The following is a 21,555-nucleotide window of genomic DNA, read 5'->3' as shown; positions in this document are numbered from 1 at the left end:
ATTGGCGTCCTGTACGCCGGACCGCCGGTTACCCCTGCGACTCAAGTGACACCTGAATACCCGCCTTAACACGGAATTTTACAAAGACCCGGTTATCCACAGTGTCACTTTTCGTCCACAGAAAAGAACTCCAACCAGGAAGAGGCGCACAAACCCGGCGAAGATTGCGGGCATGACCACCATCCTGGATCTTCTGAAGGCGCTTGCCGACCTGGTGTTTCCGACCCGCTGCGCGGGTTGCCGGCTGCCGGGCGCGGCACTTTGCGAGAGGTGTGGCTGGTGGTTGCGGCAGCCAGCACAGGAGGTGGTGCCGACGCCGTGCCCGGAGGGGATGCCTCGTTGTTTTGCGGTGACAAGTTATGGGGGTCCACCGCGCGCGGTTCTGTTGGCATATAAGGAGCGTGGCCGGCATCGGCTGGCGAGGTCGCTCGGCGAGGCTTTGGCGAGTGCGGTGCTGGCCGGGTGCCCAGATCGGCCGGTGTCGCAGCAGTCCGTCCGGCCACAGATCCTGCTCGTGCCGGTGCCGTCTACGGCAGCCGCCGCGCGGGCGCGCGGGGGCGACCACCTGCGGCCGTTGGCTGCCCAGGTGGGCCGCCGGCTGCGCGCCAACGGGCAGCGTTGCCAGGTGCTCGACGCATTGGTCGCGCGGCCGCGACCGGACTCGGCCGGCTTGTCGTCGGCCGAGCGGGCGGCGAACCGCAGTGGTGCGTTCGCGGTACGAAGAAGTGCGCGGGCGGCGCTGAAACAGGACTGTGTGGTCGTCATCGTCGATGACCTGGTCACCACCGGGGCGACCCTCGCGGAGGTCAGTCGCGTCCTCACCGGCGCCGGTGCTGCCCCGAGCCACGCCGCCGTCGTCGCGGCGACGGTCAAACGGTTCGCGCATATCGGATCGGCGGTGGCCGACGCAGACTGATCTTGCAGGTGGAGGCGAGGTGACTCGGGGGTGGCTGGCTATTGAAACGGACCGGTCATGTGGATGACACTCGATGCGGACAGTGGATTTACAGCTGGGGGGTGACGGGAGGCCGAATACCCGTTAGCGTCATTTGTCCGGAACTACTTCAGTCTCGAGAGAGCGCATCTGGTGCGCGGGAGGAGGCGGCCAGCACTCTTTATCCCCGCTGCGTTTCCGGGGGGATCCGCAACGTCTAGCCGGGCACAAATGCGAACCGGCACTATCAGATGTGGAGGTCACGCGTGGACATTGTTGTCAAGGGCCGTAACGTCGAGGTACCTGACCATTACCGCCAGCACGCCAGTGACAAGCTCGAAAAAGTCGGACGGTACGACCACAAACTGATCAGAATCGATGTCGAGCTTTTCCACGAACCCAACCGGCGCCAGGCGGCGTCGTGTCAGCGGGTCGAGATCACTGTCAAGTCCCGCGGTCCGGTGGTGCGCAGCGAAGCCTGCGCCGGAGACTTCTACTCCGCACTGGACTCGGCCATCGGCAAGCTGGAAGGCCGGCTCCGCCGGTCCGCCGACCGCCGCCGCGTGCACCGCGGCCTGCGCCGCCCCACCTCGGTCGCCGAGGCGACCGCGGGCATCGAGGCCAGAGTGGGCCAGTCGCTGGCCGGTCTCGAGCAGAACACCGACCTGCAACCGTCCGGGAACGGCACGGCGGTGACGTCCGCGGTCATGGACCTGACGGACGACGAGCTGGAACTCGAGCACATTGGCGACGGACCGGGACGGATCGTCCGGGAAAAGGAACACGGCGCCGATCCGATGACCATCGACCAGGCTCTCTTCGAGATGGAGCTGGTCGGACACGACTTCTTTCTCTTTCATGACAAGGATTCCGGGCGCCCAAGCGTGGTGTATAGGCGAAAGGGCTACGACTACGGCGTCATCCGACTGGTCGAAGCCATGTCGTACGCTGACGCAGCCAGCGCCGTCGGCGCCGCCCGGATGTAGCGTTTTTATCCTTCAGTAAGGCCAAAAATCAGGCAATCGGCAAGACTGTTAGGTGTTTCGCCGGCCGCAAGGGCCCCCTACGCCGAGGTGAGGGGTCCTTGCGCACCGGGAAAAGTCACCTCGTTCGGGAGCTGACGCCGGTGTCCCAGCGGGGTCCCACTGGATTCGGCAGGAAGCCGCGCAGCACACCTTCGTAGGTGAAGCCGGCCTTTTCGATGACACGAAGGCTCGCTTCGTTCCGTACCACCGCGCTGGCCTCCAATCGGCCAATGGCCGGCACGGTCATCGCCCAGTCGGCCGCGAGCCGAGCCGCTCGGGTCGCATAGCCGCGGCCGCGAAAAGCCGGATGCACCATGTAACCGAGGTTCGCGAGGCCGATCTCCGGCATCGCCAGGCCAACCGTGCAGTCGCCGCAGACCGCACCGGTCGCCACCTCCACAATGCTGAACTGCGCCGAGCGACCGCCGAGCAGGTTCGCCTCCGCCTCGGCGATCCGCTTTCCCACGGTTTCCAAGGTCAGCTCACGCGGCTGGAACAGCCAGCGCTGGGTCTGCGCGTCCCGCTGACACTCCAACAAACCCTGAGCGTCGCCGGGAACGGGCGTACGGATGAGGACGACTCCGTCGGTGAGACCCTCGGCCGCAGGTCGGGGAGCAGCCGTTTCGACGGGCCGTCCGGGTCGCCGGGCAGTCGGCGCCAGCAGATCAGGTCCGTTCGGGAGCCGTCGCGGTCGGTGCCGGCGCTCGTACGGACCGACTCGCGGACGAAGCCGGCCGCGATCGCCACCCGTTGGCTCGGTGTGTTCCGTACGTCAGTCATCAGCTCGACCCGGCCGGAACCGTGTGCGAAGGCCCACTTCGTCGCGGCGACGGCAGCCCGGGCCGCGACCCGCTGCCGGCGCGCCCACGGCGCCACCCAGTAGCCGACCTCAGCCACCCCGTCGGCGGGCGCGACCCGCGGCACGCCGACATTGCCCAGCAGCCGTCCGGTGCCGGCATCCAGCACCGACCACGTCCGGCCACCTCGCTCGATCAGCGCCGGCGCGCTGGAGGTGACGAACGCATGGGCGTCCTTTTCCTGGTATGGCGCGGGCAGGGTTCGGGAGCCAGCGCTGAGTCAGCGCGTCGGAGCAGGCCGCGACGATGTCCGGGATGTCCGCTTCGGTGGGTGGCCGAAGGACCAGGCCGTCGGTGGCGATTGTCAGGTCGTCCATCCACAGGATCCTGCCGCCCAACGTGCGGCCTGTCGCGTGAGTTCCCGCCACCGGCCGGATCGGACCTGGTTGGAGGCGAATTGTCGCCGTGTTGTCCATCGGGCGTAGCGGCGTGTCCTGTTCGGCATACGATGGGGGCGCGTCACCCCGTCCATCGGGGTGTTGCCTGCTGCTGCCACCAATGCGAGAGAGTCATCCGTGCCCATCCTTCAGAAGATCCTCAGCGTCGGCGAAGGCCGCATCGTGCGCCGGCTCAAGTCGCTCGCGGACACCGTCAGCGCGATCGAAGACGAGTTCCTCGACCTGAGCGACGAGGAACTCGCTGCCAAGACCGATGAGTACCGCGAGCGACACGACGAGGGCGAGAGCCTGGACGACCTGCTGCCGGAGGCCTTCGCGACCGTACGCGAGGCGGCCAAACGGGTCCTCGGCCAGCGGCACTACGACGTACAGCTGATGGGCGGCGCGGCTCTGCACAAGGGCAACATCGCCGAGATGCGGACCGGTGAGGGCAAGACGCTGGTCGCCACCCTCCCGGCGTATCTGAACGCCTTATCCGGCGAGGGTGTGCACGTGGTCACGGTGAACGACTACCTGGCCTCCCGGGACGCCGAGTGGATGGGCCAGGTGCACCGTTTCCTTGGCCTGAAGGTGGGCGTGATCCTGGCCCAGATGACCCCGGACGAGCGCCGCGAGGCGTACAACGCCGACATCACGTACGGCACGAACAACGAGTTCGGCTTCGACTACCTGCGCGACAACATGGCGTGGTCCGGCGAGGAGCTCGTCCAGCGCGGTCACAACTTCTGCATCGTCGACGAGGTCGACTCGATCCTGATCGACGAGGCCCGTACGCCGCTGATCATCTCCGGCCCGGCCGAGCAGTCCGGCCGTTGGTATTCCGAGTTCGCCCGGATCGTGCCCAAGCTGGTCCGCGGCGAGGCGGCCGACAGCGTGAAGAAGACGCCGCAGACCGGCGACTACTCGGTAGACGAGAAGAAGCGGTCGGTCAGCATCCACGAGGACGGCGTCACCAAGGTCGAGGACCAACTCGGCATCGACAACCTGTACGAGTCGCTGCACACGCCGCTGATCGGCTACCTGAACAACGCACTGAAGGCGCATTCGCTCTACAAGAAGGACCGCGACTACGTCGTGATCGACGACGAGGTGCTGATCGTCGACGAGCACACCGGCCGCATCCTGGCTGGCCGGCGCTACAACGAGGGCATGCACCAGGCCATCGAGGCCAAAGAGAAGGTGCCGATCAAGGACGAGAACCAGACGCTCGCCACGATCACGCTGCAGAACTACTTCCGGATGTACAACAAGCTGTCCGGCATGACCGGAACGGCGTACACCGAGGCCTCGGAGTTCCACAAGGTCTACAAGGTCGGCGTCGTGCAGATCCCGACCCACAAGCCGATGCAGCGCAAGGACAGCCCGGATGTCATCTACAAGACCGAGCTGGCCAAGTACAACGCGGTCGTCGAGGACATCGTCGAGCGGAACCGGGCCGGCCAGCCGATCCTGGTGGGCACGGTCAGTGTCGAGAAATCCCAGGTGCTGTCGGAGATGCTGCTGCGCCGCGGGGTCGCCCACAAGGTGCTGAACGCGAAGTTCCACGAGAAGGAAGCCCAGATCGTCGCGCAGGCCGGCCGGCTCGGCGCGGTCACGGTGGCGACCAACATGGCCGGTCGTGGCACCGACATCCTGCTCGGCGGCAACCCGGAGGACTCGGCCGAGAGCGAGCTGCGCAACCGCGGCATCGACCCGGAGTCCGAGGACTATCCGCAGGCGTACGAACGCGCGCTCAAGAAGGCGAAGGCCGAGTCGTCCGCGGAGGCGGAAGAGGTCCTGGACGCTGGCGGCCTCTACGTCCTTGGCACCGAGCGGCACGAGTCGCGGCGGATCGACAACCAGCTGCGCGGCCGGTCCGGCCGGCAGGGTGACCCGGGGGCGTCCCGGTTCTACCTGTCGCTGGGTGACGACCTGATGCAGCGCTTCAACGCGAACGCGGTCGAGGCGATCATGGATCGCTTCAACATCCCGGACGACGTGCCGATCGAGTCCAAGCTGGTCACCCGGCAGATCCTGACCGCGCAGACGCAGCTGGAGCAGCAGAACGCGGAGATCCGCAAGAACGTCCTGAAATATGACGAGGTGCTCAACGAGCAGCGCCAGGTCGTCTACAAGCAGCGCAAGAAGGTCCTCGAAGGCGCTGACCTGCACGATCAGATCCGGACCATGATCGACGACGTTATCGAGGCGTACATTCTCGGTGCCACCAACGAGGGCTACGCCGAGGAATGGGACCTGGACGGCCTGGTCACCGCGCTGAAGCAGCTCTTTCCGCTGTCGGCCACTCTCGCCGAGCTGGAGGATGAGGCCGGCGGGCGGGAAGCGGTCGACGCCGAGTTCCTGGTCGCCAAGATCCGCGAGGACGCCCACGACGCGTACGAAAAGCGTGAGGCGCAGATCGGCTCCGAGCCGATGCGTGAGCTGGAGCGGCAGGTGCTGCTGTCGGTGTTCGACCGCAAGTGGCGCGAGCACCTGTACGAGATGGACTACCTGCAGGAGGGCATCGGGCTGCGGGCGTACGCGCAGAGGGACCCGCTGGTGGAATACCAGCGCGAGGGTTTCGACCTGTTCCAGACCATGATGGACGGGATCAAGGAGGACGCTGTCGGCTTCCTCTTCAACGTCGAGGTGCAGGTCCAGCAGGACGAGGCCGAAGCCGCCGAGCACACCGAGAACGGCCACGCCGACGCCCCGCACCTGTCCGCGAAGGGCCTTGGCCCGCACACCCCGCAGCGGATGGAGTATTCAGCGCCGAGCCTGGACTCGGAGGCGCCGACAATCATCATGCCGGCCGTCCAGGACCAGCCGCGCGGCACCCGCTCCACCGTCACCACCGGCAAGCAGGCGTCTCCCGGCCAGAAGGTCGGCGGCAAGCAGACCCCCCGCAACGCGCCCTGCCCCTGTGGCTCCGGCAAGAAATACAAGCGCTGCCACGGTTCCGCTGACCCATCCTAATCGTCAAACAGCAATGCCACATTATTGATGGTCAATAATGTGGCATTGCTTTTTTATACGCTGACTGGCGAAATTCAGGCCTGGAGGCGAGTACGCAGGGAGCCGAGCCAGGTGGCGAAACCGGTCTGCTCGAAATGCTTCGTCCACTTGTCGATTTCGTGTTCCGCGCAGTCGAAGGTGGCCCACCATTCCACGAAAGCCTGACCGGTGTCGGTGACCGGTGTGACTCGCAGAGTGGCTCGATAGTCGCGTACTGGATACGGATTGGGGTCGCAGAATTCGTACGTATAGCTGCGATCCACGTCCGAGTGCGCGAGCAGCCGCTGCCGCATCTGCCGGTCGGCGGCCACAATGCGCCGCACCCCACCCACCGCGTCACCGGGCCGGCCGTCTTCCATCGCGGTCTCACTGACCGTCCCGGCCCATTCGTAGTCGTCGAACGACCGAATCTCGGACCACACCGCGTCCGCCGACTTTCCCATCACCGTACTGAAATATGCCCGTGCCATTAGGAAGTCTCCTCGCGTTTTCCTTTGGTACGGCCACCTTCTCACCTCAGTCCACCCCGCGCTGGCGGTAAACAGACGCGGTGTTGGCTAGCCTTCCCAGCGCAGCAGGTTGTCGGCGGGGCCGAAACCGGCGCGGCGGTAGAACGGGACGGATCGCTCGGAGGGGCTGAGCACCAGGCGGGCGAAGTCCTCATCGCGCGCGTACGCGATCGCCGCGTCCAGCAGCTCTCGACCGGCGCCAGCATCACGATATTTTGGGCGTACGAACACATTCGCGATATAACCCCAGCGGCTCACCGGGCGGCCGGGTCGGGGCATCCGGGTGAAGACGACCATGTTCAGCATGCCGACCGTGGCCGGCCCGTCTTGCGCGACCCACCAGAGCCGACCCGGCTCGGCAGCGAACCACGCGGCGAACCGAGCGCGGTAGTCCGGGTCGTCGACCGTCTCGCCATCCGACCACTCGACGGTCCACTCGTGGCGCATTTCGGCCAGCGCCGGCACGTCTGGGGCGCCGGCCCGCCGGATCGTCACGCTTCCCACGATCCCTGCCAGGCCGAGAGGTAGCGCCGCTGGTCCGCGTTGAGGTCATCGATCCGTACGCCGAGGCCGTCCAGCTCCAGCGTGGCGATCTCGGTGCCCACGTCGGACGGGACCCGATGGACGCCGACCGGCAACCGGTCGCGGCTGGCCAGCCAGCCGACCGTGAGCGCCTGCTCGGCGAAAGCCAGGTCCATCACCGCGGGCGGGTTGCCGTCGGCCGCGCCGAGGTTGGCGATCCGGCCCTCGGCCAGCAGCGAGACGGTGGCGCCCCCGGGGAGGGTGAACTCCTGCACGGCAGGGCGGGGCGAGCGTACGTCCACCGCGTGTTCGCGCAGCCAGCGCACGTCGATCTCCACGTCGAAGTGGCCGGCGTTGGCCAGCACCGCTCCGGATCGCAGGGCCGCGAGGTGCTCGCCGCGTACGACATCACGATTGCCGGTCGCGGTGACCACGACATCGGCGAGCGGCGCGGCCTCGGTCATCGGGAGCACCCGGTAGCCGGACAGCACGGCATCCAGTGCCGGCACCGGATCGACCTCGGTGACCACCACCATGGCGCCCATGCCGCGTACCCGCTCGGCCACCCCGCGACCCACCGGGCCGAAGCCGGCGACGACGACCGTACGGCCTGCCAGCAGGATGTTCGTCGACCGCAGGATCGCGTCCACGCACGACTGCCCGGTGCCATGCCGGTGGTCGGCGAGCCGACGGGTCGGGGTGTCGTCCAGGGCCACCACCGGATAGCCCAGGGCCCGCTCGGCGGCCATCGCGCGCAGCCGCAGGACGCCGGTCGGAGTGTCCTCACAGCCGGCTATCACGCCCGCGGCGAGCTCTTTGTGGTCAGTGTGCAGGGCCACTGAGAGGTCGCAGCCGTTGTCGATCACCAGCGCTGGCCCGGCGCCGATGGCCGCGTCGACATGCTGGTGATACTCGGTTGGCGGGACACCGCGACGGGCGAAGACGGTGACCTCCGGCTGCCCGGCCAGCGCGGCCGCCACGTCGTCCTGAGTGGACAGCGGGTTGGAGGCGGCCAGCCGCACTTGCGCGCCGCCGGCCGTGAGAGTCCGCACCAGGATCGCGGTCTCCGCGGTGACGTGCAGGCAGGCCGCGATGGTCAGACCCGTAAGCGGCCGCTTCTCGGCGAAACCGGCGCGGATCGCCCGCAACACCGGCATGGACCGCTCGCTGCGGCCGATCCGGGCCGCGCCTTGGTCGGCCAACGCCGGATCGGCGATATCCGACCGGGCTCGCTGCCTGCTCACATTTCCCCCACGGACTTGGCTACGCAGCGGCCGCGATGCCTCATTGCGTGCGCGTGGCGCACGCGATGAAGCATCGCGGCCAAGGATGAGACAGGAACCTCTAGTAGCGGTAGGTGTCCGGCTTGTACGGGCCTTCGACGGCTACGCCGATGTAGTCGGCCTGGTCCTTGGACAGCTCGGTCAGCTTGACGCCGAGAGCGTCCAGGTGCAGGCGCGCGACCTTCTCGTCGAGGTGCTTGGGCAGCACGTAGACCTGCTTGTCGTACTCACCCTGCTTGGTGAACAGCTCGACCTGAGCGATGGTCTGGTTCGCGAAGGAGTTGCTCATCACGAAGCTCGGGTGACCGGTGGCGTTGCCCAGGTTCAGCAGCCGACCCTCGGACAGCATGATGATCGTGTGGCCATCGGCGAAGGTCCACTCGTGGACCTGCGGCTTGATCTCGTCCCGCTTGATGCCGGGCAGCTTGGCAAGGCCCGCGATGTCGATCTCGTTGTCGAAGTGACCGATGTTGCCGACGATCGCCTGGTGCTTCATCTGCTCCATGTGGGCAGCGGTGATGATGTCCTTGTTGCCGGTCGTGGTCACGAAGATGTCGACGATGGAGATCACGTCTTCGACGGTGGTGACCTGGTAGCCGTCCATCGCCGCCTGCAGCGCGCAGATCGGGTCGATCTCGGTGATGATCACCCGGGCGCCCTGGCCGCGCAGCGACTCCGCGCAGCCCTTGCCCACGTCGCCATAGCCGCAGACCAGCGCGACCTTGCCGCCGATCAGGGTGTCGGTGGCCCGGTTGATGCCGTCGATCAGCGAGTGCCGGCAACCGTACTTGTTGTCGAACTTGGACTTGGTGACCGAGTCGTTCACGTTGATCGCCGGGAACAGCAGCGTGCCGGCCTTGTGCATCTCGTACAACCGGTGCACACCGGTGGTGGTCTCCTCGGTGACGCCCTTGATGCCGGCCGCCATCGTGGTGAACCGCTGCTTGTCGGTCGCGAGCGACTTGCGCAGCGTCTCCAGGACCACGTGGTATTCCTCGGGGTCACTGTCGTCGGGCTGCGGCACGGCACCGGCGGCCTCGAACTCGACGCCCTTGTGGACCAGCATGGTGGCGTCGCCGCCGTCGTCCAGGATCATGTTCGGGCCGGCCTCACCGGGCCAGCTCATCGCCTGGTCGGTGCACCACCAGTACTCCTCCAGCGTCTCGCCCTTCCAGGCGAAAACCGGCACGCCCTGCGGGTTCTCCGGGGTGCCGTTCGGGCCGACCGCGACGGCGGCCGCCGCGTGGTCCTGGGTGGAGAAGATGTTGCAGGACACCCAGCGCACGGTGGCACCCAGCTCGACCAGCGTCTCGATCAGTACGGCGGTCTGGATGGTCATGTGCAGCGAGCCCATGATCCGAGCGCCCTTGAGCGGCTGGGTCTTGGCGTACTCGGCGCGGATCGACATCAGGCCGGGCATCTCGTGCTCGGCCAGCTTGATCTCCTTGCGGCCAAACGCGGCCAGCGAGAGGTCGGCGACCTTGAAGTCACCCGTGGTCGTGCTCATGTGTCTCCTTGAGTGGGTACGCGGGCGGGCCGTCAGGACGTTGCCGCGAGGCCTTCCAACAGGTTCTGGTGCTTGTTTTGCTCGTACGCGAGCCAATCCGACGGCAGCACCTCGGCCGGACGGGCGGGTTCGGCGGTGAACCAGTTCTGTACGGCCGCCGCCAGCTCCGCGTCGGTGCGCAGGCGCTGCGCGAACCCGACCTCGGTGAGGCTGATGCCGTAGTCGTTGAGCAGTTCCCGCAGCGTACGTAGGCGTTGCAGTTGCTCCGGCCCATACAGCCGGTAGCCCGACTCGGACCGGCCAGCGGCGACCAGTCCGGCCTGCTCGATGTAACGCAGCATCCGCGGCGACCACCCGGTGGTCTCCGCGGCTTCCTGGATCGTGAGCAGGTTCATCGAGGTCAACCTTAGCAGAGCAATGTCAAGGTTGCCTCAGGGTTGCCCGATGGTGCCGGCCTGGGTGAACCGGTCCGGTGGGCGCGCTGTCCCGAGCGCCATGCCGGCCAGCAGCTGGCCGATCGCCGGCGCGAACTTGAAGCCGTGGCCGGAGAAACCGCAGGCCACGGTGACCGGCCCAAGTTGGTCGATGACGAAGTCAGCGGACGCGGTGTTGTCGTAAAGACAGCTGACCGGCGTCGAGTCCTGCGCGTCCAGCCCGGGAAACCAGTCCTGGACGTACGCCCGCAAGGCCCGATCGGCCACTGGGTCCGGCTGGAAGTCGCGACTGTCCGGATCGACGACCGGCCCGCCGGCGTGAAAGCCGACTTTCACGCCCTCGCCCGGAGCGAGCAGCCCGTAGGTATCAAAGCCGCCCTTTCGCCAATGCACGAAATTCGGCCAGGCGATGTCGTCGTGAATCGGACGGAAATGCCGCGGCTGTTCCTGCGTGACTCTGAGAGCGGGCAGTTTTCCTACCAATGCGGGCGTCCAGGGACCAGCGGCGACGATGACCCGCGGAGCCCTGACGGTGCCCGACGCGGTGTGAATATCGACCGGACCATCGTCGCCGACCACGTCGATCCGCTCAACCTGTTGCTCAAAGCGGAAATCGGCTTCGGCGGAGTGAAAAGCGGCGATCGCATCGGCGGCCTTCAGCCGACCAGCCTCAGGTTGGAAAAGCACCGGATCGGCGAATCGCATGCCCGGCCACCGCCGGCCCGCCTCCGCCGCGTCCAGCACCTCCGCGTCGACGTGCTCCACCGCCAGTGCTTCCAGCAGTCTGCGCAACTCTTGCGGCGCCATGCCGTGCTCGACTCCGCCGGTGGTTTCCAGCAGCGCTCGACCGGTCAGCGACTCCAACTGGCGCCATTGCGACAATGCTTCTTTCGCCAGCCTGATGTAGTCGACCGTGTCATAGACCAGACGAAAAAGCCGAGTCTCGCCGTGCGATCCGGCCCGGTCATGGCCAGCGGTGAACCTTTCCAGTACGACGACTTCGCGACCTGCCTCGGCCAGCGCCCAGGCGGCCGCCGAGCCCATCACGCCGGCACCGACGACGACTACGTCAGGCATCGGTCGTCCACGAACCTGCCAGCAGAGTCCCGAAAACCGACATCGACCGGAGCTTGGGGGCCGCCACCTCCAGCGGATTTTCCTCCGTGATCACCAGATCCGCGACCTCCCCGACCCGTACCAACCGGCGACCGCGGGTCGAGGCAGCGAGCGCCGCCGAGGCTGGCAGCTCCTGCTCGGGATGCCAGGACGGCCGGTCGTCGTCGCTGCGTTGCACCGCCGCGGCCACCGAAATCCACGGATCCAGCGGCGCGACCGGCGCGTCCGAGCCCAGGGCCAGTCGTACGCCAGCAGAAAGCAAGGCCGCGTAAGCAAAAGCACGGTCCGTACGGCCGGGCCAGTAGCGGTCCGCCACCTCGCGGTCGTCGACCGCGTGCTGCGGCTGGACGCTGGCGACCAGATCCAGGTCTGCGAACCGGCGGAAATCATCGATGGTCAGCAGTTGCGCGTGCTCGATGCTGCCACCGCAGCCGACCTGTTCGTACGCGTCCAGAGCCAGCGTGTTCGCGTGGTCACCAATCGCATGAACAGCCGCATCGATGCCGTGGGCGGCCGCTCGGCGCATCAGCGGAACGAGTTCTTTCGGCGGCACCACCAAGTCGCCACGGCCGATTTCTTTTCCAGCACTGTCAAGGTAAGGCTGGTGACAGTACGCCGTACGGGTGTTCAGCGAGCCGTCGGTGATGACCTTCAGCCGGCCCATTTCCACCAGCCCGCCAGTGTCCGGCTGAACGTCGCCGGTACGCCATCCGCGCTCAATCGCGTCGTCCAAATGCGCTTTGTAGACACCGCATTCGACCCGGAGGAAGGTCGTGCCGGCCCGTACCCGCCGAGTCCAGGCGGCGACGTTGAAGTCGTGTTCCAGCTCGACAACGCCGACGATTCCGCGAGCCGCGGCGGCTTTCGCGGCCTGGTGAACGGCCGCGTCCAGCCGATCCGGCGACAGCCCGGGGGTGGCCAGCAGCGCGGCCATGAAGGCGGACTCCCGGAGCAGGCCGGTCGGATGGTCGGCGTGACCAACGAGCCGCAAAGCGGCCGAGTTATACCAGCCGCTGTGCAGATCGTTGGCCGCCAAGAAAACCGGCACCCCCGGCGCGACCGCGTCCAGGGCATCTCTGTGCGGCCCGTCCGGCCACAGCGCATCCCGGAAGCCGTAGCCAACCACCGGGCCGTCGACGCCGGCCGCCCGCTCGGCAACCAGCGCACACACCGCCGCGGCACTGGTCGCGCCGGTGAGGTCGAGCCGCTGCCGAGACACCGCCCACTGCCCGAAATGTACGTGACTGTCCCAAAGTCCGGGCAGCACATACCGGCCGTCGAGGTCGACGGTCTCGGCCTTTCCCACGTACGGCGCGAGATCCGCCGCCGTCCCGATCGCCCGGACCCGGCCGTCGGCGATGAGCACGTCGACCAACCCGCCCACCGAACCGGATCCGGTCAGACTGACCAGCCGTGCGCGACGCAGCGCGAGCATGAAACCTCCAGCGATCGTCCACTCCCCGATCGCATCGTATGGTTAGGCTCTAGCAATAGACCTCCGCGCGGTCGATTTCGATCAAGGTGCCGGCGGAGCTGCCGTTCTTGTTGCCGGTGACCCGGATCCGCAGCGTGTGGGCGCCGGCCGAGAGCACCGGGCTGACGTAGTTCACCTGTTCGCCCGCTCGGTTGGCCGAGTAGAGGTCGATCGTTGTTTCGGCGCCGCCGTCAACAGACAGCGCGGCCAGACCGTAGTTCGTGTCCCGTTCCGAAAGCAGCGCGATCTGCTTACCGGTGAACGAATACGTGGCGGTGTCGCCGGCAGTGCCGTCCCAATGGTCGTCGCCGAAGAAACACTGGACGCCGCAGCCAGCTCCGGACATCCAACCGGTGCCGGCGTACGCGACGCTGCCGCCAGCGCTCGTACGGCCGTCGTCGTTGATCCAGCCCTGCATGGCGCCCGGGTCGCCGGCCGGCAGCGACTGGGTGGCGCCGGCCGCGAGCGGGCTGCCCAGATTCGGGCTGCCGTCGGCGTTGAACCCGATCTTCTGCGCCCGGGTCGTCCGCCCGTCGTACGTGTACGCGGACGTGTTCTTCGCGCCGTACACCATCCAGGTCTGGCTGCCGTCGGGCGAGGTGAAGAACGCGTTGTGGCCTGGCCCGTACACCCCGGCCGAGTCGTTGCGGGAGAAGACCGCGCCGGAGTGCTGCACCCAGTTGCTGGCCACCAGCGGATCGGCGCCGTCGTTCAACGACTGCTCCCACAGCTGGTAATCCGGCTTGCCGGTGTCGCAGGTCGAATAGACCAGCCAGGTTTTCCCGCCGCTGTGCACAAACTCCGGCGCCTCTCGGACGGTGTCGGTGGTGCAGCCGGCGGCCGGCAGGTAGACGCCGTTGCCACTGACCGTCCACGGGTTCCACAGCGGCGCGATGTAGAGCGAGTTGTTGCCGTTGAATTTGCTCGAAAATCCGAGATAGAGACTGCCGTTACGCTGCAACAACGTCGGGTCGATGCCCCACTGGTTCAGGTTCGGCGGCTGCAGTTTGGCCTTGAAGTGATACGGCCCCAGCGGGTCGGTGCCGCTCGATTCGACCACATAGACCCGGTGGTTGGCGTCCGTGCCGTTGTCGGCGGTGTAGTAGATATACCAATGGCCGTTGACAAGATAGAACTCCGGCGCCCACATCTGCTGGTTGCGGCTGGCGTCGTTGTCGGTCCACACCTGGTGCGCGGGCGCGGCCAGCAACTGGTTCAGCGACGACGCTTTCCAGATCCGGATCGCGTCGCCCTGCGTGGTGGAAAGATAGTAATTGCCCTGATACCACGTCATAAAAGGATCAGGTCCCGGATTGAGCGGATTCCGGAAGGTCGTCGAAATAGTCGCGGCCTCAGTTGCCGGCGCACCCACATACGCCAGCGCGAGAAAGACAGCGGCAAAAAGAGCAAGACTCCGGATCAGGCGTGACATGGCCACCTCACGAATGCTGCTCGGGACACAAGTTGATCAGGGTTTTACACGGGTCCCGCCGAGCCGTACAGACACTCGGCGGGATATCCGCGAATCGGCTCTAGTGTCCTGCGTCTGAGGTTCGTTGCTTTATTCGGTGATCCAGACGGTGATCTGAGTGCGCCGGAGGATCGCCCTCATACTGGTGCGTATGTGGGCGATTCTCCGGTGCTCTCAGTCGCCGTCTGGGCGCCGGAGAAAGTAGCGAACCTCAGACGCAGGACGCTAGTTGACGCCCGGCCACATCCGGGCGTCCTGCGGCCGGGCCAGCGGCCCATGCGTACACGGGGGCAGCCCGCCGACCGGCGGCTCGCCCCCGAAGAAGTCGCGGAAGGCGTAGTAGAGCACCTCGCAGTCGCAGTGGCCGCCACGCTCATTCAGCCAGTCATCCAGCCCGGCCAGCCGGGCGAGCTGCGCGTGCTGCCAGCGGTGCACCCACCGGAAGTCCCGCTCGCACTCCTGGGTGTCCACCATCCGGTAGAGATAGCAGGGCAGGCACTCGTCCGGCAGCGGCGCGGTCTCCTGATCCGGCACCCCCTCCACCTCGCGGTCCAGCCGCCCCAGGTCCGGTTCGTCGCCCTCGAAACCCGCAGTCGTCCGCATTCCCATCACTGCCTCCTGGTCGTGGTTCGCCAACACGACCAGGATCGGGACGGGGACCGACAGAATCGCGCCGCAGCGCTTTTCGGCGTACGGCGTTTAAGGACGCCTTCCCCCGGTCTATGCGTCCGCGACGGTAGCGACGAAGAGGCGGGCGGTGTCGGAGCTGGTGGCGGTCAGCTCCGGGTCCGACGCCGGCGACCACGCCGACTCGCCGGAGCGCAGCGTCAGCTCATCAATGCCGTTAGAGACAGTGGCCTCCCCCTGCAGACAGAACAACACCCGCGGGCCACCGGTGCCGGGCAGTACGACGGGAGCCGGGGTCGGGTCGACCTCGGACAGCGCGAACTCAGCGGTAGGCGTGTCCCAGCGAGATGCCGTACGACCAACGGCGTCCGGCAGCACGTACGGCGGCGGCTCGGCCGTGAAGTCCATGATCCGGAGCAACTCGTCCACATCGACATACTTGCTGGTCAGGCCACCGCGCAGGACATTGTCCGAAGCGGCCATGATCTCCATGCCGGCACCTCGGACGTACGCGTGCGGGCTGCCGGCGGCGAGGTAGATGCCCTCGTCCGCGGACAGCCGCACGTAGTTGAGGGTCAGTGCGACCAGCACGCCTGGGTCACCGGGATAGCGGTCGGCGAGCTCCGCGATCGTGTACGCGCGCGGCGATCCCTCCGCGTGGCAGGCCTCGACCAGCTCCCCGTACGACAGCGCATCGGCGTCGCGTAGGCCGAGCATCTCGGTGACCACCGATTCCAGCTGCCCCTCGCGCAGCCGCGGCACCCAGGCCAGCGCTGGTTTCCAGCCCAGCTTTTCCAGGAAATCAGCGGTCTGGGCGGTCTCGGCGAAACCGGCGAGGGCGTCGGTATCCATGATGGCGACCAGCAGCTCGGGTTTGTGGCTGGCGTCTTTGTAGCGCCGCTCAGCCGCATCCATCGGTACGCCGGCGGCTTCCTCGGCTTCGAAACCAGCCAGCGCCTGCACCGAGTTTGGGTGCACCTGCAGCGAAAGTGGCCGGTCCGCAGCCAGCAGCTTGAGCAGGAACGGCAGCCGACTGCCGTAGCGACGGACCACCGCCGCCCCCAGCTCACCCTCCGGATCGGCGGCGATCAAGGCATCCAGGCCCTGACCGTCCACAGTGGCCGGATCGGCCGGATGGGCGCCCAGCCACAGCTCGGCCTCCGGCTCCTGGGTTGGTGTCGGTCGACCCTGTACGGCGGCGATCACCTGGTGCGAACCCCAGTCGTACGGGCGGATCGGGCCGGTCAGTCGGCGCATCTTCAGCTGTCCACTTTCGACGGTTGCCGGCTGATGTCCGGCTCCAGGTAAATGACTCTCGCGATAGGTACGGCCGCTCGGATCTTCGCCTCGGCGGCGTCGATCGCGGCCGCCACCGCACTGGCCGTGTCGTCGTGTTTGACGGCGATTTTGGCCGCTACCAACAACTCGTCCGGGCCCAGGTGCATCGTTCGCATGTGGATAATGCCGTCGACATGCTCGACGGAATTGATCGCCGCTTCGATCTGGCGAATCACGTCACTGGACGCGGACTCACCCAGGAGCAGACTTTTGGTCTCCACCATCAGGAAAACCGCCACCGCGACCAACAGGAAGCCGATTGCGAGCGTACCAACGCCGTCCCACACGCCATTTCCGGTAATGAGCGTCAGACCCACCCCGAAAAGCGCGAAAACGAGACCGATCAGCGCCGCGGTGTCTTCCAACAGCACGACCGGCAGCTCAGGAGCCTTGGCACGGCGCAGAAACTGGATCCACGAGACGGCACCGCGGGTGCGGTTGGACTCATGCACGGCCGTACGGAACGAAAATCCCTCCAGCCCGATCGCGATCACCAGCACCGCGACCGGCACCCACCGCCAGGACTCGATTGGCTCCGGGTGCTGGATCTTCTCGAATCCCTCGTACACCGCGAAAAGTCCACCGAGGGTGAACAACACGATCGAGACCAGGAATGCGTAAACGTACCGTTCGCGCCCGTACCCGAACGGATGATCCGGCGTTGCCTGCCGCCGCGACCGTTTGCCGCCGATCAGCAACAGAACCTGGTTGCCAGAGTCGGCGACCGAGTGAATGCCCTCAGCCAGCATCGACGAAGAACCCGTCAACGCGAAGGCGATCAACTTCGTCACCGCGATCCCAAGGTTCGCCGCCAACGCGGCGACAATCGCCTTGGGACTCTCCTCCGTGCTCACAAAGGCCTCCGCGCGGACCGCTCCTTCAGCTCGCTGACGGCTGGTACGACGACAGGGTCGATGCCATGGCCGAGCGCCAGGTAGAGCGACGCGAAATCGGTGACGGCGATCAGCGAGGCCAGCCGCTCCAGCAGCGAGGCACCCTCGGCGCTGATGACGCTGATGCCGACCCCTCGCTCGGTGGCGAGGTCCTCGACGACGTCAGCGCGCGCTGAGTCCGGACGTACCGGCTCGGCGCCTTCCAGCTCAACGCCGGCCTCTTCGGGCTCATCACGCAGCAACACGACCCGCAGGCGAGTGGGATCGGGGGCGTTGGCGGCCTCCTCGTCCTCCTCATACGGGTCGGCGAAGATGTCCTTCGGGCCGGCCACCGAACCGTAGATGCCGTCCAACAAACCAACCCGGCCGCGGCTCGCCTCCAGCAAGCCGCCGGACGAGGCTGGATAGCGCGCGTTGGCGGCCAGCGAGTCGGCAACCCGGCTGGCGGCCACGGTGGCGAGCCGCGACGAGCCCCAGACCACCGGAATCGTGCCGGCGAGGTCCATCGCGAGCGTCTTGGCCGGGTTGGTGAAGGTCTCCGCGGTCGGCCGGCAGCGCTCGGCGTCCGCGTCGAGCCTGGACGCGGCCTCGGCGATGTCGGTCTCGGTAATCGACGCGAGGCCCAGCGCACGGCCGGTCAGCAACACCGGCGCGGTCAGGCCCCAGAGACTCACCCAAGCGGGGCGTCGGCGCGGCACCGGGATGAACGGCGCACGCGCGCGCTCCGCGTACGACTGCAGCTCCGAATCGGGCGCGCCAATCGCCACCAGGCGGGCGCCACGAGCGGCCGCCGCATCGGCGGCGGCCAGCGCCTCCGGGCCGCGGCCAGAGGCGGAGACCGCGATGACGACGTCAGCGGCACCGACCCAGCCGGGGATGCCGGCACTGCGGTGCGCGAGCACCGGGACCGGGCAACGCGGGCCGGCGACGGCGGCGAGGATGTCGGCCGTACGCGCGGCCGTCCCGACGCCGGCGACCACCACGGCCCGCGGTCGGCCCTCGTCGCCGAGCACCTGCAGGCCGGCCTCCGCGGTCAGCTGGCTGGCCTCCCGCAGTTGGGCTCCGGCGCCGGCGATGCCACGCAGCAGCTGGGCCGAGTCGAAGGTGTGCATGCTGGCCGGGTCGTCCAGCCGCTCGGCGACGAAGGTGCCGGGTGCGGTCATTTCTTCGCGGTGGCGTGGCGGGCCTCGTCCACCAACAGCACCGGGATGCCGTCGGAGATCGGGTAGACCCGGTCACATCCGGTGCAGGCCAATTCGCCGGCGCCGGCCGCGGCGGCCGGGTCGTACTTCAGCGGCGCGTGGTCCTGGGGGCAAGCCAGGATGTCCAGCAGCGTCTTGTCGAGTGTCACCGTGTCTCCTCATTCGCGGCCCGGATCAGATCCAGGACGTCGTCCCGCAGCGCCTCCATCCTGTCAGCATCGCCTGCCTCGACGTTCAGCCGCAGCAGGGGTTCGGTGTTGCTCGGGCGCAGGTTGAACCAGCAGCCGTCCGGCAGAGTCACGGTCAGCCCGTCCAGCCGGTCCTCGACAGCGCCAGGACGGCCCTCGTACGCGCGCGCTACCGCCGCGGTGCACGCGGCCTGGTCGTCGACGGTCGAGTTGATCTCCCCAGAGCCCACATATCGGCAGAACTTCTCCGTCAACGCCGACAGCGGACGATCCTGTTCGCCCAGAGCGGACAACACGTGCAGCGCGGCGAGCATGCCGGTGTCGGCACGCCAGAAGTCGCGGAAGTAGTAGTGCGCCGAGTGCTCGCCGCCGAAGACCGCGCCCGTACGCGCCATCTCGGCCTTGATGAACGAATGACCGACACGCGTACGTACAGGCTCGCCGCCGTGCTCCTTGACGATGTCCGGAACCGCCCGCGAGGTGATCAGGTTGTGGATGATCGTGCCGCCCGGGTGCTTGGCCAGCTCCCGTACGGCGACCAGCGCGGCGATCGCGGACGGCGAGACCGGCTCGCCGCGCTCGTCAACCACGAAACAGCGGTCAGCGTCGCCGTCGAAGGCGAGACCGGCGTCCGCGCCCTCCGCGGTGACCCTCGCGCGCAGGTCGACCAGGTTCGCCGGGTCGAGCGGATTGGCCTCGTGGTTCGGAAAGTTGCCGTCCAGCTCGAAATACATCGGGATCACGTCGATCGGCAGGCCGGCGAAGACGGCCGGCACGGTGTGGCCGCCCATCCCGTTGCCGGCGTCGACGACAACCTTCAGCGGCCGGCAGCCATCCAGCGGCACGAGGTTGAGCAAATGCCGTGCGTACGCGTCGAGGAGGTCGACCTTGGACGTTGTCCCGGTTTGCGGCCGGCCGTGGGGTGGCTCGGCCAGCAGCAGCTCGGTGCTGGCGCGGATCTCGGCGAGGCCGGTGTCCTGGCCGATCGGTGCGGCACCGGCCCGGCACAGCTTGATGCCGTTGTAGCGGGCCGGGTTGTGGCTGGCGGTGAACATCGCGCCCGGCGCGTCCAGGTGACCGGACGCGAAGTAGAGCATGTCGGTCGACCCGAGGCCGGCATCCAGCACGTCCAGCCCACGACTGCGGACGCCGGCCGCGAAGGCGTCCGACAGCGGGATCGAGGACTCGCGCATGTCGTACGCGATGACCACCCGCTTCGCGCCATCCGCGGCCACGAGCTGGGCAAACGCCTCACCCAACGCGGTCGCAACGGTCTCGTCGAGGTCGTCCGGGACAACACCGCGGACGTCGTACGCCTTCACGGTCCGGGACAGATCGCGGTGGGTCTGCGCGGGCACGTGGGCTCCTTATGGGCAGGTCGGCAAGTCGATCCGAGCCTATCCGGACCGCGCCGGCAGCGACTCAACCCAGAGTCGAGCCCTCGTACCCCTCTGAGGACTGACTCCCGTACCCCTGAGGTCTTGTCCACCGGGGGGACCCCCACGCACGCGGGGTCCCCGTGGACATCAGCCGTTCCAGCCCGTGGTGGCGTTGCCGGCGCTGTACGAGTGGCTGCCCGCGCCGGCCAGCTGACCGCCGTCGACGATCAGATACTCGTCCCGGATCGGCCGGCCGGCGAACCACGACTCCAGGATCTCCCGGGTGCCGGCGGCATAGCGGGTCTGCGCGGACAACGACGACCCGGAGATGTGTGGCGTCATGCCGTGGTGCGGCATGGTCCGCCACGGGTGGTCAGCCGGCGCTGGTTGCGGGAACCAGACATCACCCGCATAACCGGCGAGCTGTCCGCTCTCCAGCGCTCGTACGATCGCGTCCCGGTCGGCGATCTTCGCGCGAGCGGTGTTCACCAGGTAGGCACCGCGTTTCATCGTGCTGATCAGCTTGTCGTCGAACAGGCCCTCGGTTTCCGGGTGCAGCGGCGCGTTGATGGTGACCACGTCACAGTGCGGCACCATGTCCTGCGCGGTCGGGTGGAAGGTCAAGCCGAGCTCCTGCTCCACTTCAGCCGGCAGCCGGTGCCGATCGGTGTAGTGCAGCCGCATGTCGAAAGGCTTCAACCGGCGCAAAACCGCGAGCCCGATCCGGCCGGCCGCGACCGTACCAACATCCATTCCCTCCACGTCGTACGAGCGGGAAACCGCGTCGGCGATGTTCCAGCCACCGTCGACGACGATCTTGTACGACGGAATGTAGTTGCGTACCAACGAAAGGATCATCATCACCACGTGCTCAGCGACGCTGATGCTGTTACTGTAGGTCACTTCGGTGACGGTGATGCCACGATCGATGGCGGCCTGCAGATCGACGTGGTCCGAACCAATGCCGGCGGTGATCGCGATTTTCAGGTTCTTCGCCTTGGCGATTCGCTCCGCGGTCAGGTAAGCCGGCCAGAATGGCTGCGAAATCACCACGTCGGCGTCCACCAGCTCGCGGTCGAACTCCGAGTCGGCGCCATCCTTGTCGGAGGTGACGACCAGCGTGTGGCCGTTCTTTTCCAGGAATGACCGCAGTCCCAGCTCACCGGACACACTGCCGAGCAGCTGCCCCGGAATGAAGTCGATCCCTTCTGGGCTGGGCAGCGTCTGCCCGCCCGGATAGCCGTCGACCAGCGGTAACCCGTCCCGGGCGTACGACTTCGGATAGCCGTCGACCGGGTCGTCGTAGAGAACACAAAGGATTTTCGCCATTGCCGCCTCCAAAGGCTGAGCGAGGTGATGCTGCCCACCCTGCTCTGCCCGGAGAAACCCGTCAAAACGTTTGTT

Annotated in this window: 20 protein-coding genes; 3 read left to right on the top strand and 17 right to left on the bottom strand. The window is 67.2% G+C overall.

Annotated elements, in window-relative coordinates:
• Positions 1–172: 172 nt before the first annotated feature.
• Positions 173–916 carry a ComF family protein gene (locus tag ABD301_RS09740; RefSeq protein WP_344309084.1) on the top strand — a complete coding sequence of 248 codons (744 nt, stop codon included), beginning with the start codon at positions 173–175 and terminating at the stop codon, positions 914–916.
• Between the two features lie 269 nt (positions 917–1,185).
• The gene (hpf, locus tag ABD301_RS09735; RefSeq protein ID WP_425551907.1) at positions 1,186–1,920 is read left to right on the top strand and encodes a ribosome hibernation-promoting factor, HPF/YfiA family; all 735 of its coding nucleotides are present in this window, start codon (positions 1,186–1,188) and stop codon (positions 1,918–1,920) included.
• Positions 1,921–2,035: 115 nt separating this feature from the next.
• On the opposite strand, the gene ABD301_RS09730 is transcribed toward hpf, so the two are convergent.
• Both ABD301_RS09730 and ABD301_RS09725 read right to left on the bottom strand, forming a co-directional pair.
• A complete protein-coding gene (locus tag ABD301_RS09730; RefSeq protein WP_279583134.1) occupies positions 2,036–2,494 on the bottom strand; it encodes a GNAT family N-acetyltransferase in 459 nt (152 codons plus the stop codon).
• Positions 2,437–3,015 (bottom strand): GNAT family N-acetyltransferase, encoded by a 579-nt coding sequence (locus ABD301_RS09725; protein ID WP_163573414.1) that lies wholly within the window; start codon positions 3,013–3,015, stop codon positions 2,437–2,439. Before ABD301_RS09725 ends, ABD301_RS09730 begins: the two co-directional genes overlap by 58 nt.
• A 322-nt stretch (positions 3,016–3,337) precedes the next feature.
• Between ABD301_RS09725 and secA the strand changes: the two genes are divergently transcribed.
• Positions 3,338–6,169 (top strand): preprotein translocase subunit SecA, encoded by a 2,832-nt coding sequence (gene secA / locus ABD301_RS09720; protein WP_344309118.1) that lies wholly within the window; start codon positions 3,338–3,340, stop codon positions 6,167–6,169.
• 74 nt (positions 6,170–6,243) lie between these two features.
• Here the strand turns inward: secA and ABD301_RS09715 are convergent, their stop codons facing one another.
• The 15 genes from ABD301_RS09715 to ABD301_RS09645 form a co-directional block, all read right to left on the bottom strand.
• The gene (locus ABD301_RS09715) at positions 6,244–6,678 is read right to left on the bottom strand and encodes an SRPBCC family protein (protein WP_163573404.1); all 435 of its coding nucleotides are present in this window, start codon (positions 6,676–6,678) and stop codon (positions 6,244–6,246) included.
• Between the two features lie 87 nt (positions 6,679–6,765).
• Positions 6,766–7,212 (bottom strand): GNAT family N-acetyltransferase, encoded by a 447-nt coding sequence (locus ABD301_RS09710; RefSeq protein WP_279583132.1) that lies wholly within the window; start codon positions 7,210–7,212, stop codon positions 6,766–6,768.
• On the bottom strand, positions 7,209–8,483 hold the full coding sequence (gene ahcY, locus ABD301_RS09705) for an adenosylhomocysteinase (RefSeq protein WP_344309080.1): 1,275 nt from the start codon (positions 8,481–8,483) through the stop codon (positions 7,209–7,211). The genes ABD301_RS09710 and ahcY (ABD301_RS09705) overlap by 4 nt, the downstream gene beginning before the upstream one ends.
• 100 nt (positions 8,484–8,583) lie before the next feature.
• Positions 8,584–10,029, bottom strand: coding sequence for an adenosylhomocysteinase (ahcY, locus tag ABD301_RS09700; RefSeq protein WP_344309079.1), 1,446 nt, complete (start codon positions 10,027–10,029; stop codon positions 8,584–8,586).
• A gap of 32 nt (positions 10,030–10,061) precedes the next feature.
• On the bottom strand, positions 10,062–10,424 hold the full coding sequence (locus ABD301_RS09695; protein WP_163573403.1) for a MerR family transcriptional regulator: 363 nt from the start codon (positions 10,422–10,424) through the stop codon (positions 10,062–10,064).
• 36 nt (positions 10,425–10,460) lie between these two features.
• Positions 10,461–11,540, bottom strand: a complete 1,080-nt coding sequence (locus ABD301_RS09690; RefSeq protein WP_344309076.1) for an FAD-dependent oxidoreductase — start codon at positions 11,538–11,540, stop codon at positions 10,461–10,463.
• Complete coding sequence (locus ABD301_RS09685; protein WP_344309074.1) at positions 11,533–13,014, bottom strand: amidohydrolase; 1,482 nt, start codon at positions 13,012–13,014, stop codon at positions 11,533–11,535. Before ABD301_RS09685 ends, ABD301_RS09690 begins: the two co-directional genes overlap by 8 nt.
• A 49-nt stretch (positions 13,015–13,063) precedes the next feature.
• Positions 13,064–14,485 (bottom strand): glycoside hydrolase family 43 protein, encoded by a 1,422-nt coding sequence (locus tag ABD301_RS09680; protein WP_344309116.1) that lies wholly within the window; start codon positions 14,483–14,485, stop codon positions 13,064–13,066.
• A 264-nt stretch (positions 14,486–14,749) separates the two neighbouring features.
• Positions 14,750–15,133, bottom strand: coding sequence for a DUF2695 domain-containing protein (locus ABD301_RS09675; RefSeq protein WP_344309073.1), 384 nt, complete (start codon positions 15,131–15,133; stop codon positions 14,750–14,752).
• A 111-nt stretch (positions 15,134–15,244) separates the two neighbouring features.
• Positions 15,245–16,408 carry a mannose-6-phosphate isomerase, class I gene (gene manA / locus ABD301_RS09670; RefSeq protein ID WP_344309071.1) on the bottom strand — a complete coding sequence of 388 codons (1,164 nt, stop codon included), beginning with the start codon at positions 16,406–16,408 and terminating at the stop codon, positions 15,245–15,247.
• A gap of 2 nt (positions 16,409–16,410) precedes the next feature.
• Complete coding sequence (locus ABD301_RS09665; RefSeq protein WP_344309069.1) at positions 16,411–17,343, bottom strand: cation diffusion facilitator family transporter; 933 nt, start codon at positions 17,341–17,343, stop codon at positions 16,411–16,413.
• Positions 17,340–18,545, bottom strand: a complete 1,206-nt coding sequence (locus ABD301_RS09660; protein ID WP_344309067.1) for an SIS domain-containing protein — start codon at positions 18,543–18,545, stop codon at positions 17,340–17,342. Before ABD301_RS09660 ends, ABD301_RS09665 begins: the two co-directional genes overlap by 4 nt.
• Positions 18,542–18,733, bottom strand: a complete 192-nt coding sequence (locus ABD301_RS09655) for a Trm112 family protein (RefSeq protein WP_163573400.1) — start codon at positions 18,731–18,733, stop codon at positions 18,542–18,544. The genes ABD301_RS09660 and ABD301_RS09655 overlap by 4 nt, the downstream gene beginning before the upstream one ends.
• Positions 18,730–20,130, bottom strand: a complete 1,401-nt coding sequence (locus ABD301_RS09650; RefSeq protein WP_344309064.1) for a phosphomannomutase/phosphoglucomutase — start codon at positions 20,128–20,130, stop codon at positions 18,730–18,732. The genes ABD301_RS09655 and ABD301_RS09650 overlap by 4 nt, the downstream gene beginning before the upstream one ends.
• A gap of 168 nt (positions 20,131–20,298) precedes the next feature.
• Positions 20,299–21,480, bottom strand: coding sequence for an NAD-dependent formate dehydrogenase (locus tag ABD301_RS09645; RefSeq protein ID WP_344309062.1), 1,182 nt, complete (start codon positions 21,478–21,480; stop codon positions 20,299–20,301).
• Positions 21,481–21,555 lie beyond the last annotated feature (75 nt).

It is taken from the genome of Fodinicola feengrottensis, from assembly GCF_039530045.1.
GTDB lineage: Bacteria > Actinomycetota > Actinomycetes > Mycobacteriales > HKI-0501 > Fodinicola > Fodinicola feengrottensis.
The sequence above is the reverse complement of the archived record's forward strand: the minus strand, read 5'-3'. Positions and strand labels throughout refer to the sequence as shown.